This is a genomic window from Pandoraea oxalativorans, from assembly GCF_000972785.3.
Classification (GTDB): Bacteria; Pseudomonadota; Gammaproteobacteria; order Burkholderiales; family Burkholderiaceae; genus Pandoraea; species Pandoraea oxalativorans.
Genome location: NZ_CP011253.3, coordinates 25,326 through 38,947, shown reverse-complemented (window position 1 = coordinate 38,947; position 13,622 = coordinate 25,326). Strand labels below are relative to the sequence as shown.

Annotated in this window: 8 protein-coding genes; 3 read left to right on the top strand and 5 right to left on the bottom strand. The window is 64.2% G+C overall.

Features of this window, described 5'->3' with window-relative positions; genetic code table 11:
- Positions 1-73: 73 nt before the first annotated feature.
- Complete coding sequence (psrA, locus tag MB84_RS00140; RefSeq protein WP_046290283.1) at positions 74-1,171, bottom strand: iron-containing alcohol dehydrogenase PsrA; 1,098 nt, start codon at positions 1,169-1,171, stop codon at positions 74-76.
- Between the two features lie 149 nt (positions 1,172-1,320).
- On the opposite strand from psrA, the gene MB84_RS00135 reads away from it, so the two are divergent.
- Positions 1,321-2,184 carry a LysR substrate-binding domain-containing protein gene (locus tag MB84_RS00135; RefSeq protein ID WP_046290282.1) on the top strand — a complete coding sequence of 288 codons (864 nt, stop codon included), beginning with the start codon at positions 1,321-1,323 and terminating at the stop codon, positions 2,182-2,184.
- Here MB84_RS00135 and MB84_RS00130 read toward each other — a convergent pair whose 3' ends face one another.
- The 4 genes from MB84_RS00130 to uvrA form a co-directional block, all read right to left on the bottom strand.
- Positions 2,185-3,036: an undecaprenyl-diphosphate phosphatase gene (locus MB84_RS00130; protein WP_046290281.1), complete on the bottom strand. Its 852-nt coding sequence runs from the start codon at positions 3,034-3,036 to the stop codon at positions 2,185-2,187.
- A gap of 254 nt (positions 3,037-3,290) precedes the next feature.
- Complete coding sequence (locus MB84_RS00125; RefSeq protein ID WP_046290280.1) at positions 3,291-4,604, bottom strand: O-acetylhomoserine aminocarboxypropyltransferase/cysteine synthase family protein; 1,314 nt, start codon at positions 4,602-4,604, stop codon at positions 3,291-3,293.
- Between the two features lie 605 nt (positions 4,605-5,209).
- Positions 5,210-5,413 (bottom strand): DUF4148 domain-containing protein, encoded by a 204-nt coding sequence (locus MB84_RS00120; RefSeq protein WP_046290279.1) that lies wholly within the window; start codon positions 5,411-5,413, stop codon positions 5,210-5,212.
- 359 nt (positions 5,414-5,772) lie between these two features.
- Positions 5,773-11,718: an excinuclease ABC subunit UvrA gene (gene uvrA, locus MB84_RS00115; protein WP_046290278.1), complete on the bottom strand. Its 5,946-nt coding sequence runs from the start codon at positions 11,716-11,718 to the stop codon at positions 5,773-5,775.
- A gap of 300 nt (positions 11,719-12,018) precedes the next feature.
- On the opposite strand from uvrA, the gene MB84_RS00110 reads away from it, so the two are divergent.
- Together MB84_RS00110 and MB84_RS00105 are read left to right on the top strand one after the other, a co-directional pair.
- The gene (locus MB84_RS00110; protein WP_245725452.1) at positions 12,019-12,552 is read left to right on the top strand and encodes a sigma-70 family RNA polymerase sigma factor; all 534 of its coding nucleotides are present in this window, start codon (positions 12,019-12,021) and stop codon (positions 12,550-12,552) included.
- Positions 12,549-13,616: a FecR domain-containing protein gene (locus MB84_RS00105; protein WP_052652792.1), complete on the top strand. Its 1,068-nt coding sequence runs from the start codon at positions 12,549-12,551 to the stop codon at positions 13,614-13,616. The genes MB84_RS00110 and MB84_RS00105 overlap by 4 nt, the downstream gene beginning before the upstream one ends.
- The last annotated feature ends 6 nt before the right edge of the window (positions 13,617-13,622 follow it).

Here is a 13,622-nt window from a genome sequence, read left to right as displayed (position 1 = left end):
GGACAACCACAACGACAACGACAACGTCGACAACATCGGGCGACGAACGCGACGTCGCCCGTTCGAATCAGGTTCAGGCCGCAGCGCCAATGAAGTTGCGCCCACGCGGACCGTCGAGGGCGGCCGCAATCATTGCCGTCGATTCCGGCTCGCTCACGCCGTACGCGGAGAATTCCGTCGCCACGCCCAGCCCGTTGAGGAAGGCCGTCAACCGCTCGGGTGCGCTGGCGATATCGCCGTCGAACACTTGCGCCAGCACCGCGTCGCGATCGGCGCGGCGGCCGATGGCCAGACGCATCACCGTCGGCAACGTGAACGAGCACGCGATGCCATGTGGCAAGCCGTGACGAATCGTCATGTCGTACGAGATCGAATGCGCCAGCGCCGTCTTCGTATTGGAGAACGCCATACCCGCCTGAAGCGCAGCGAGTGCCGCCTGCGAGCGCAGCGTCATGTCGTCGAGCGCCGTCATGAGACTCGGCAGCACACGCATCATCTCGCGCGCGGCGGTCACGGCGAAGGTGTCGGAGACCGGGTTGGCGTTCACGTTCCAGATCGCTTCGAGCGCGTGGGATAGCGCGTCGAGACCGCTTTGCAGCGTGACGCTGCGTGGCAGGGAACGCGTGAGCACCGGGTCGACGATGGCGGCTTCGGGCCAGGTCTCGGGCAGGTGCAGCGAGTACTTCTTGCGCTTCACATGGCGGTCCCACAGCGTGGCCCACGGCGTGACTTCGCTGCCGGTGCCCGCCGTCGTGGGAATGGTGATGAGCCGTTTTGTGCGCGTAGGGCGGAAGGTGCCACCGGCATCGAGCGCATCCACCAGTGTGGCGAAACGGTCGTCGTCGCCCGCGACCATCAGCAGCTTGGCCGTGTCGAGCGCACTGCCGCCGCCCAGCGCCACGATGACTTCGCATGGGCCGTGACGTCGCCAGAAGTCGCCGTACATCGGCGCGAGTTCGCGCACATCCGGGTTCGGGCTGACTTGATCGATCACCCCGGCGAGTCGCTGACCCAGTAGCGCTTCGATGCGTCCGGACATGCCGAGCGCGCGCGCCTCGGGCATGGTGACGAGCACCGCGCGACGATTTCCCACGAGTTCGGGCAGAGCATCCAGCGAGCCCGGACCGAAGTGGACGTCGACCGGATTATGGAAACGCGAACGTGCAGTCATGATGGTGTCTGGGCCGCCGCGCCGGATGACGTTGCGATCGATTGGCGAAGATTGAGCTGGATTATGGTGAGCGCCGTCCTATACTTCCAATTCACATTTTTTCGTCAATCTATTGATAAAACCTATACCTCGTCACGGGAGCGACATCGATGCGAATTACCCAGTTGCGTTCGTTTCACGCGGTGGCGCACCACGGCAGCGTCACGCGTGCCGCGCAAGCGTTGCACGTCAGTCAGCCGACGATGACGACGCAGATCCGGGCGCTGGAGGAAACGTATGGGGTTGAGCTGTTTTATCGCCACGGTCGCGGGCTGACGCTGACGCCGACCGGCCGCGCGCTTTACTCGGTGAGCCTGCGCATCTTCTCGGACGAAGCGGAAGCGCTCAGCCTGCTCAAGGAGCATGGTGGGCTGCGTACTGGGGAGTTGCGGCTGGGCGCGGTAGGGCCACATCATGCGATGGAGATCGTCGCGGCGTTTCAGCCGCGCTTTCCCGGGATTCGCATCTCTGTGCGACCGGGCAACTCCGAGGAGATGATCGAGAGCTTGCTGGCGTATCGCACCGACGTCGCCGTGCTGGCGCGTTATCACGACGACGCGCGTCTGCACGCCGTGCCGTATCGCACGCATCCGGTCGTGCTGCTGGTGCCGCGTACGCATCGCTTCGCGCGACGCCGCAGTGTCAAACTGGCCGATCTGGCGGACGAACCGATGTTGATGCGAGAACCGGGGTCGACGACGCGTCACGCGCTCGAAGCGGCCATGCAGGCAGCGGGCGTGGCGCCGAGTATGGCGATGGAGATCGGTAGCCGCGAGGCGATCCGCGAAGCGGTGATCCTCGGGCTGGGGATCGCGGCGGTGTCCGCACGCGAACACACGCCCGACGCGCGGCTGGCGACGGTGGCCATCGGCGACGCACGCGTCGAGACGACGACCGTCATCGTCTGTCTGGCCGAGCGGCGCGCATCGCGCGCCATCGCGGCCTTTCTGGACGTTGTAGCGGGGCTGGTGTGATTACAGGTACTGACTGGCGGCCAGCACGACCGCCGACGCCACGAGGCAGTAAATGCCGAACAGATACCAGCGACCGTGTTCGAGCCAGCGCGACAGCCAGCGCAACGCAATCAGCCCCGCGAGGAAGCTGAACACCATGCCGACGAGACTTGGCGTGAGCACCGACATGAAGTGACCGGAGAGCGTCTGAGCGCCGCCCGACTTGTACAGACGGTAAGCTTCCTTGACGATGACCGGCGGCGTGAGGACCACGGCCAGTGCGAAGCTGAATTCCTCCACGCGCACCTTGTCGAGACCGCGCAGCATGCCCGTCGAAATGGTCGACCCCGAGCGCGAGAAGCCACGGAATGGCAGGCACACACCCTGCACCGCGCCAATCCACGCGGAGTCACTGCCGCGCATCGGACGGTCGCCCATCGGCGGACGCTTGCGGCCCGAGATCAGAATCAGAATGCCCGCCATCGCGAGACCGGCGGAGATGATGTACAGATTGCCGAACAGGTGCTCGATTTCGGCATGCTCGGAGCCGCGCATCAGCACCTTCTCGATGAAGAACATCAGCGCCAGACCGATCACACCGGTGAAGGCCGTCGCGATAATGACCTGCTTCGCGTTGTGAATGAAATCGTGCTTCGACGAGAAGTAGCGTTCACGCCACGACTTCCAGAAATAGACGATGACGGCGAGCATGGTGCCGGTGTGCAGCATCACAAGCAGCAGCGTCATGGCGGGCGTCGACGGATCGAGCCCCATCAGCTTCTCGGCCATGATGACGTGTGCCGAACTCGACACCGGGAGCAATTCCGCCACACCCTGCACGATGGCGAGCACCAGCACTTGCAAATAGTCCATGCGCAATCCTTGAGAAATGGGCAAGGACAGTACGCCGAGGAAATGACGCTTTCGTGACGGTCATATGACGGCGGCGCCGGTCACCTGCCCCCAACCGGCTGCCGCGCATCATACTCCGTCAGAATTGGCCGTAAATGAGGTCGGCGAGAGGCCGTGAATCCGGGCGGCAACGCGCGGCTTCTCGCAGCATTTCGCGATATTTCGCAGCGACAGGCGCGACGACATTCGTTACGCCTGCCGAAACGCCAGCGTGCTTACTTGCGAAGCGCCTGATCCAGATCGGCGAGCAGGTCGTCGATATGCTCGATGCCGATGGACAGACGCACCGTCTCCTCGCTCACCCCGGCCTTGCGCAGTTTGTCCGGCGACAACTGGCGGTGCGTGGTCGAGGCCGGATGCGTGGCGAGCGACTTGGCGTCGCCGATGTTGACCAGACGGGTGAAGAGTTGCAGGGCGTCCTGGAACGCAGCACCAGCAGCGTGGCCGCCTTTCACGCCGAAGGTGAGGATGCCCGGGCCGCGTCCCGACAGATACTTCTTCACCAGCCCGTGGTCCGGATGCTCCGGCAGGCCCGCATAGTTCACCCACTCCACCTTCGGATGCGTCTTCAGATACTGGGCGATCTTCTGCGCGTTGTCGGTGATGCGGTCCAGGCGCAGCGCGAGCGTCTCGATGCCCTGAAGAATCTGGAATGCGTTGAAGGGCGAGATGGCCGCCCCGGTATTGCGCAACGGCACCACACGCGCACGGCCAATGTACGCGGCCGGACCGAAGGCTTCCGTGTACACCACGCCGTGATAGCTCACGTCCGGTTCGTTGAGTCGCTTGAAGCGGGTCTTGTGTTCCGCCCACGGGAATTTGCCGGAGTCGACGATGGCCCCGCCAAGGCTCGTGCCGTGCCCGCCGAGATACTTCGTCAGCGAATGCACGACGATGTCCGCGCCATGCTCGAACGGACGCAGGAGGTAAGGCGTCGGCACCGTGTTGTCGATGATGAGCGGAATGCCGTGACGATGCGCGATCTCGGCAAGCTTCGCGATGTCGGTGATGTTGCCCAGCGGGTTGCCGACCGACTCCGCGAAGATGGCTTTCGTCTTCTCGTCGATCAGCGGCTCGAAGGATTCCGGCTCGCGGGGATCGGCAAAGCGCGTGGTGATGCCCGAGAGCGGCAGCGTGTGCGCCAGCAGATTGTAAGTGCCGCCATAGAGCGTGCTGGCTGCGACGATGTTGTCGCCCGCCTCGGCAATCGTTTGAATCGCGTAGGTGACAGCCGCCTGACCGGACGCGAGCGCCAGCGCCGCCACCCCGCCTTCGAGCGCCGCGACGCGCTGCTCCAACACGTCTTGCGTCGGGTTCATGATGCGCGTGTAGATGTTTCCCGGCACCTTGAGGTCGAACAGGTCCGCGCCGTGCTGCGTATCGTCGAAGGCGTACGCCACCGTCTGATAGATCGGGACGGCCACGGCACGCGTGGTCGGATCGGGGCGGTAGCCACCGTGCACGGCCAGCGTTTCGAGTCGCCATTGCGACGCTTGGGTGTTATCTGCGGGGTCGATCTTGTCGGTCATGTCGAATGTCTCCGGATTGGCATCACGTCGATGGCGCTCCGGTCCCGGAGCGGGTCTCAATGAATTGATTAGGTATCCGATGGCATTCTAATCGGAGAGACAGCGCGGGCTTATCTCCGATGGGCCGATGCTTAGCGACGAATTGATAGAAGCAGGCCGGGCGGGCGTTTGCAGCGGTTCCGGCGATATCTATTCACCGGCAATCCACAGCTTAATCACAGAAAAACCGTGGTTTTCCACAAGAAATCCACCGACTTATCCCAGCCAGGTCGATGACATATCCACTCGATATCCACCATATATCCAAGGGATATCCACCGGTTATCCCCATTGACCTGCATAGTTTTCCCGCCTTTTCCACTGTCTATCCACTGCCTATCCCCTGAGTTCCCACAGGGTTGCCCACAGCCACGACACAGCTTGTTCACAACGTTATCGACAGGCTTATCCACAGGCAGCGTCGATGAAATCCTCCGCGCAAAAACAAAATCGGCCGCAAACGACGCGGCCGATTGAGTATCGGAGACTGCTCTCCCCAGAGTCTCATTGCGCCGCAGGGCGCAGGCTCGCGGGGTTACGGCAAGTACGGCGATTCGCAAAAGCGATTAGTTACCGAAGTAGGTCGTACCGGCTCGTTGCAGACCGCCGACCGACCCCATCGTGACCGGGGCGCTGGCCGTTGCCGGTTGTGCGCTCGGGACTGCCTTCGGGTAGACGCTGTCGTGTTGCACCACGAGACCGGCCTTTTGCGCCTGCACCAGTTCGTCACGAACTTGTGCGCGGGTCAGCGCGCTGGTCTGCGGTCCCACGAGAATTCCGAAGGACCGTCGAAAGCGTCGCTGGCGAAAGCCGAACCGGCCGAGACAGCCAGCATTGCGGAAACGAGAGCCGAGGTAATAAGAGTGCGCTTCATGGTAGTTCTCCTGTCTATTTGAAAGAGGCGATGTTCAATTCATCGTCGACAGTTGAAGTGTATTAGTCGCATCTATCGCAATAAAGTCGATAATTGTCTATTTCTAATTTCTGTTTTTGAAATAATTAGAAACATTTCGGCGCATCGCGACGCATATTGTTTCGTATACGATTTACGCGTCGTGAGCCGAAAATAAAGACGGGACGCCTTTATCAGGCGTCCCGTCGGGCTCACTGCGAATATTCGACCAGACGATTATTTCGCGGTCGCTTCCTCAGGCGTCACGGCCGTGGCCCCCGTTCCCGCCGTCTGGGCGAGCACCGGCTTGAGTGCGACGCCGGTGTGGCTGGCCTTGACCTTCGCCAGTTCGTCGGGCGACGTCGCCGCCACCACGGTGCCGCCGTCCTTGCCGCCTTCCGGCCCCATGTCGACGATCCAGTCGGCTTCGGCAATCACATCGAGGTTGTGCTCGATGACGACGACCGTGTGTCCGCCGTTCACCAGCCGGTGCAGCACGTTGATCAGCCGTGCCACGTCCGCCATGTGCAAACCGACGGTCGGTTCGTCGAGAACGTACAGCGTGTGCGGCGACTTCTGTCCGCGACGCGTAATGTCGTCGCGCACCTTGGTCAGCTCCGTCACCAGCTTGATACGCTGCGCCTCGCCACCCGATAACGTCGGCGACGGCTGCCCCAGCGTGAGGTAGCCCAGCCCGACGTCCTTCATCAGTTGCAGCGGATGCGCAATGCTCGGCATCGACGCGAAGAACTCAACGGCTTCGTCGACTTCCATCGTCAATACGTCGCCGATGCTCTTGCCGCGCCACGTCACTGCCAATGTTTCGGCGTTGAAGCGCTGTCCGTGGCAGACGTCGCACAGCACCTTCACGTCCGCAAGGAAGCTCATGCCGATGGTCCGCACGCCTTGCCCTTCACAGGCCGGGCACCGGCCCTCGCCCGTGTTGAACGAGAAGCGCGACGCCGAGTAGCCGCGCGCGCGCGCTTCGAGCGTGTCGGCAAACAGACGTCGGATGGTGTCCCAGAAACCGATGTAGGTGGCTGGGCATGAACGCGGTGTCTTGCCGATGGGCGTCTGGTCGACTTCGAGTACGCGGTCGATCGTCTCCCAGCCCGTCACGGATTCGCATCCGTGCCACGCATGCACCACCGGACGACGCGGCTCTGCGGGCGCTTCCGACTTCGCACGCGGCTTGCCGTCCGCCTTCACGGCATGGCGCACCGTGCCCTTGCGCGCACGACGCTCCGCAGGCGACGACAACACCGAACGCCCCACGGCATCGAGCAGGTTCGTCATCAGCACATCGCGCGCGAGCGTCGACTTGCCGGAGCCGGACACGCCGGTGATGGCCGTGAGTCGCGCCAGCGGCAGCGAGGCCGTCACGTTCTTCAGGTTATGGAGCGTCGCACCGTGCACCGTCAGCCAGTTCGGCGGGACGGCTTCGGCGCCCTTTGCTTCCCTGGCGCCCTTCGCCGGTGCAACGACTTCCCGGCGCGGTTGAATCGGATGCTGCAACGGATGGGCGAGGAACTTGCCGGTGAGCGAATCGGGATGCGAAGCGAGATCCGCCACATTGCCCTGTGCGACGAGCGTGCCACCACGCTTGCCCGCCCCCGGACCGATGTCGATGATGTGATCCGCGCGACGAATCGTGTCTTCGTCGTGCTCGACCACGACGAGCGTGTTGCCCTGGTCACCAAGCTTGCGCAGCGCGCCGAGCAGAATGCCGTTGTCGCGCGGGTGCAAGCCGATGGTCGGCTCGTCCAGCACGTAGCACACGCCCTGCAAATTACTGCCGAGTTGCGCGGCGAGACGAATACGTTGCGACTCGCCCCCCGAGAGCGTCGGTGCCGCGCGATCGAGCGTGAGGTAGCCGAGGCCCACCTCTTCCAGAAACTCCAGACGCCCCTGAATCTCGCTGATGAGATCGCGTGCGATGCTCGCGTCGCGACCTTGCAGTTCGAGGCCCTGAATCCACTGACGCACGTCCGTCACGGTCCATTGCGCGACGTCGGAGATGGCGTGCTCGTCGAACGTCACCGCACGCGCCACACCGTTCAGGCGCGCGCCGTGACAATCCGGACACGGCTGATCGCCCACATCTTCCGGCTCCTGATCCTGCGACGGCAGCGAGTGCTCGCGGCCGCGATTGTCCTGATTGAGTACGGTGTCGTCGAACGCTTCGCGCTGTTCGCGCGTCAGTGCGAGCCCCGTACCGACGCACGTCGTACACCAGCCGTGCTTGCTGTTGAACGAGAACATGCGCGGATCGAGATCCGGGTAGCTCGTACCGCAAACCGGGCACGCGCGCTTGACCGAAAACACCTCGATCTCGCCCACGCCTTCGCCCGGTTGCTCGTCGGTCATCGTGTCGCCCAGACCGTCGAGCGGCGCGAGCAGATGCATCACGCCCTTGCCCAGCTCCAGCGCCGCTGCCAGCAATGTACGCAACAAGCCTTCGTTCTCGGGCGTGACCACGACATCGCCCACCGGCAACTCGATGGTGTGTTCGCGAAAGCGATCGAGCTTCGGCCACGGATCGACCGGCAGGAAAACGCCGTCGACACGCAGATGCGAATGCCCGCGTGCTTTAGCCCATTTCGCGAGATCGGTGTAAATCCCCTTGCGTCCCACGACGAGCGGTGCGAGCAACCCGACGTGCTGGCCGCGACGGTCGCGCAGGAGTTGCGCGACGATGGAGTCGGGGCTTTGCGCCGTCACCGGGGCGCCGTCGTGGATGCAATGCTGAATGCCGAGCTTCACGTACAGCAGACGCAGGAAGTGCCAGACTTCCGTGGTCGTCGCAACGGTACTCTTGCGTCCGCCACGCGACAGACGTTGCTCGATGGCGACCGTCGGCGGAATGCCGTACACGGCATCGACTTCCGGACGCCCCGCCGGCTGCACGATGGACCGCGCATACGCGTTGAGCGATTCGAGGTAACGGCGCTGTCCTTCGTTGAACAGAATGTCGAACGCGAGCGTCGATTTGCCCGAGCCCGACACCCCCGTAATGACGCTGAACTTGCCGCGCGGAATCGCGACGTCGAGCGACTTCAGGTTGTGCTCGCGCGCATTGACGATGCGAATGGCGTCGCCTCCCGCAGGCTTGCGATGTGCGCGGGCGGCACGCAATGCCGTTTGCAGCGGCATCCCGGCATCGCTCGACGCGTTGCCCAATGCCACCGCCTGTGCGGGCGCCACCACCGTACGTTCGTACTCGGCCAGCGCACGCCCGGTGTGCGACCCTTCGCACGCCACGACGTGCGCGAGCGTCCCGGCACACAACACTTCACCACCGCCTTCGCCGCCTTCCGGCCCGAGGTCGATGATCCAGTCGGCCGCGCGCACCACATCCAGATTGTGTTCGATGACGAGCAGCGAATTGCCACCGTCGAGCAGCTTGCCGAACGCGCGCATGAGTTTCGCGATGTCGTCGAAGTGCAGCCCGGTCGTCGGTTCGTCGAAGATGAAGAGACGGCCGCGATGCGCAACCTTTTGCCCGCTCGCTGTCTTCTTCTGTGCCGCTTCCGCAAGGAAACCGGCGAGCTTCAGACGTTGCGCTTCGCCACCGGAGAGCGTCGGCACCGGCTGGCCGAGCTTCACGTATTCGAGACCGACGTCCACGATCGGCTGCAACACACGCAGCACGTCGCGATCCGACGAGAATAGCTTCACTGCCTCGTTGACGGTCAGTTCCAGCACGTCCGACACGCTCAGTTCGCGCATCGCTTCGCCGGGAATGGCGCGCTGGATCTTCACGTCCAGCACTTCGGCGCGGTAGCGCTTGCCGTCGCAGTCCGGGCAACGCAGATACACGTCGCTCAGGAACTGCATTTCCACGTGTTCGAAACCTGAGCCGCCGCACGTCGGACAACGGCCATTGCCGGAGTTGAAGCTGAACGTGCTGGCGTTGTAGCCGCGTTGGAGCGCGACCGGCTCGGCAGCGAACAACTTGCGGATTTCGTCGAATGCGCCAACGTAACTTGCCGGATTCGAGCGCGCCGTCTTACCGATAGGCGACTGGTCGACGAACACGACGCCCGACAGTTGCTCGGCGCCGATCAGTTCGTCGTGCGCCCCCGGGGCTTCGGTCGGGTCACCGAAGTGACGCGCCAGCGCCGGACTGAGGATGTCCTGCACCAGTGTCGACTTACCGGAGCCGGAGACGCCGGTCACGCACACGAGGCGGCCCAGCGGAATGTCGACGTCGACGTGCTTGAGGTTGTGCTCGCGGGCACCGGTCAGTGTCAGACGCGGCGTTGCCTCGTCCACCGGACGCGCGCGCCAGTTCGATGCGTTCGCCACATGCTTGCGCCCGCCAAGGTAGCTACCGGTGAGCGTGTCGGCCTGGCGCACTTCTTCCGGCGTGCCGTCGAACACGATCTGCCCGCCGCGCTCGCCCGGCCCCGGCCCCATGTCGATGACGCGGTCGGCGGCGAGCATCACGGCCGGATCGTGTTCCACGACGACCAGCGTGTTACCCGCGTCGCGCAACCGATGCATCGCGGCGACGATGCGGTCCATGTCGCGCGGATGCAAACCGATGCTCGGCTCGTCGAGCACGAACAGCGTGTTGACGAGCGACGTTCCGAGCGCCGTCGTCAGGTTGATACGTTGCACTTCGCCGCCCGAGAGCGTGCGGCTCTGGCGGTCGAGCGTGAGGTAGCCGATGCCGACGTCGCACAGATACTTCAGACGCGTGCCGACTTCCTCTTGGAGCAACTTCAGCGCGTCATCGAGCAGGCTCGACGGCAACGTCAGCGAATCGAAGAACTGACGCACGCGCGTGATCGGCATGAGCATCAGATCGTGCATCGTCAGACCGGGCAGCGCTTCGAGTTGTTCGCGCGACCACGCCACACCACGCGGCTTGAAACGCTGGGCGGGCGGCAGCACGGCGTCGGCATTCTCTTTCGAGCCGAGCCGCCACAGCAGGCCCTCGGTCTTCAGGCGTGCACCGCCACACGTGTCGCACGTGGTGTAGCTGCGGTACTTCGAGAGCAGCACGCGGATGTGCATCTTGTACGCCTTCGACTCCAGATAGCCGAAGAAGCGGCGAATGCCGTACCACTGCTTGTTCCACTCGCCTTGCCAGTCGGGGTCGCCTTCGATGACCCATTCGCGATGTTCGGGCGAGAGCTTCGACCACGGCGTATCGCGCGGGATGCCTGCCTTACCGGCGTACTCCAGCAGGTCTTCCTGAATCTCTTTCCACGCGGGCGTCTGAATGGTCTTGACGGCACCGCCGCGCAACGTTTTGCGTTCGTCGGGAATGACCAGACCGAGGTCGACGCCGATCACGCGACCGAAACCGCGACACGCTTCGCACGCGCCGTACGCGGAGTTGAACGAGAAGAGCGCGGGTTGCGGATCGGCGTAATGCAGATCGCTGTCCGGGCAATGCAGGTCTTGCGAATAGCGCCAGATGTCCGGCTCGCCTTCTTCGGCCAGCACATAGACGTTCACCCGGGCGCGGCCGCGCTTGAGCGACGACTCGATGGCTTCCATCGCGCGCGCCTTCTCGGTGTTCTGAAGGCGGAAGCGGTCGGCGACGACGTCGAGCACCTTGCGCGTGCCCTCGGTGGTCGTGATTTCGCGCTCGGCCTGCACGCGCGTGTACCCGGACGCCGAGAGCCACTGCGCCACTTCGTCGGGCGTCACGCTGCCGGGCAATTCGACCGGGAAGGTGACGACCAGACGTTGATCGCTCTGTGCGGTGCGCGCCATGAGGTCGGCGTAGATCGTCTCGGGCGTGTCGTGACGCACCGGCTGGGCGGTCTCGCGATCGAACAGCGCCGCCGCCCGGGCGAAGAGGAGCTTGAGGTGATCGTTGAGTTCGGTCATCGTGCCGACCGTCGAGCGCGAGCTGCGCACGGGGTTGGTCTGATCGATGGCGATGGCGGGCGGCACGCCTTCCACATGGTCGACCTGCGGACGATCCATGCGGTCGAGGAACTGCCGGGCGTAAGCGCTGAACGTCTCGACATAGCGGCGCTGGCCTTCGGCAAACAGCGTGTCGAAGACCAGACTGGACTTGCCGGAACCGGACGGACCGGTCACGACGGTCATCTCACCGGTCTGGAGATCGACGTCGAGATTCTTGAGGTTGTGCTGGCGGGCGCCACGAATACGAATGGCGTGGCTGGCCGACGGGTCGGGTTTCGAGGAGGACTTGTCCACTGGGTATCAGAGCCGTATCAGTGCGAAAACGACAAAACGACAGAGCGCATACGCGCCTCGGGGGAACTACTGTATCAGGCCGATACGACAGCCGCTGGCAGCATCCAGACGTCGCCGGCCCGCTGCGATTGTACTGTATATTTGTACAGCATCGCTCCAGTCCCCCATTCTCGGTGGTCTTAATCCTCCCCTCCATCCGTCACCGCACGATAGGTCATGATATGATGCGAATGATTATCATTAACCTCAAAAGCTGCTAGATCAGCGACGGTTGCCGGTTCGGGCGACCAAGCCAACATCATGATGCGTGACGACAACGGGGGACGCAAAGATCACGTACGCGCGGACGCGTCCGCCGTGGCCGCGCTCTATCACGATCATCATGGCTGGCTGCGCAACTGGCTGCATCGCAAACTCGGCAATCACGGCGACGCCGCCGACCTCGCGCACGACACCTTCGTGCGTCTGCTCAGCAAGGACACCCCCGTCTGCCCGCGCGAGCCCCGCGCCTTTCTCACCGTCGTTGCGCAAGGGCTGGTCGCCAATCTGCATCGCCATCGCAAGATCGAAGCCGCTTATCTCGACACGCTCGCCGCGCAGCCCGAGGCCGTCGCGCCCGACCCCGAGACCCGCGCGATCCTGCTCCAGACACTCATCGACATCGATCGTCGCCTCGACGGCCTGCCGCCTGTCGTGCGCCGCGTCTTCCTCATGTCGCAACTCGACGGCCTCGCGCAGCGCGACATCGCCGAGACCGTCGGTATCTCCATCGCCACCGTGCAACGCCATATCGTTAAAGCCCTGCACGCCTGCTGCTTCGGAGACGCCGCATGAGCCGCCCGATGCCCTCCGACCGGAGCGCCGCCACGCCGCTGCCGGAAGCCATCACGCTTGCGGCCACCGAATGGTTCGTCCGCCTGCAAGCGGTCGGAACCCATGACAATGCGGACACCGACACGCACACCGCCTGGCAACGCTGGTACGAAGCCGACGCGCGACACGCGCTCGCGTGGCAGCGTCTGGTGGACTTCGGCGCGCATCTTCGGACAATCCCTCCGCTCGTTGCACACAACACGCTGGTGTGCGCCAATGCCAATCAGGGCCGACGCCGCATGCTCGGCCTCATCGCTGTCGCGGGTGTGACGGGCGCGCTCTGGTCGGCCAGCGACTCGAACACCCTGCGCGTCTGGCGTGCCGACCTGAGTACCGGGGTCGGCGAGCGCCGCACCGTGCAGCTTGCCGATGGCACCGTCCTCGCGCTCAACACCGATTCCGCCGTCGACATGCATTTCTCGCAGGACGTGCGTCGTCTGCGGCTCGTGCGCGGGGAAATCGCCATCACTACCGGTGCTGACGCCGATCACGGGCATCGCCCGTTCTTCGTCGACACCGCGCAAGGCAGTCTTCAGGCGCTCGGCACGCGTTTCGCGGTCCGTCAGCACGACGAGAGCGCCGCCGTGGCCGTCATGGAAGGCGCGGTGCGCGTGGTCGCGGCCAACGCGGCCGACGCCGCCATCGTGCTGACAGCCGGGCAAGGGGCCACCTTCGACGACACGGCCCTGCGCTCGCGCTTCGACGATGTCGGCGTCGCGAACGCCGCCGCCGCGTGGACGCAAGGGATGCTCGTTGTGCATGCCATGCCGCTCGGCGCGTTCCTCGCCGAACTGGGTCGTTATCGACGCGGGCATCTCGGCTGCGCGCCGGAGATCGCCCGCTTGCCGGTATCGGGCATCTATCCGGTCGACGACACCGATCGCGTGCTCGACATGCTCTCGCGCGCCTTGCCCGTCGACGTGCAGCGCTACACGCGCTGGTTCGTTCGCGTTCAACCGGGCGCCCGGTCACCCACCGAAGTGCTTCCGCGCCGCGCCATCGGCGTCGACCGCACGCACACCTGAAACGGC

Coding starts and splice junctions, on each gene's coding strand:
- psrA (WP_046290283.1), bottom strand. CDS start 1,171: ATGACTGCACGTTCGCGTTTCCATAATCCGGTCGACGTCCACTTCGGT.
- MB84_RS00135 (WP_046290282.1), top strand. CDS start 1,321: ATGCGAATTACCCAGTTGCGTTCGTTTCACGCGGTGGCGCACCACGGC.
- MB84_RS00130 (WP_046290281.1), bottom strand. CDS start 3,036: ATGGACTATTTGCAAGTGCTGGTGCTCGCCATCGTGCAGGGTGTGGCG.
- MB84_RS00125 (WP_046290280.1), bottom strand. CDS start 4,604: ATGACCGACAAGATCGACCCCGCAGATAACACCCAAGCGTCGCAATGG.
- MB84_RS00110 (WP_245725452.1), top strand. CDS start 12,019: ATGATGCGTGACGACAACGGGGGACGCAAAGATCACGTACGCGCGGAC.
- MB84_RS00105 (WP_052652792.1), top strand. CDS start 12,549: ATGAGCCGCCCGATGCCCTCCGACCGGAGCGCCGCCACGCCGCTGCCG.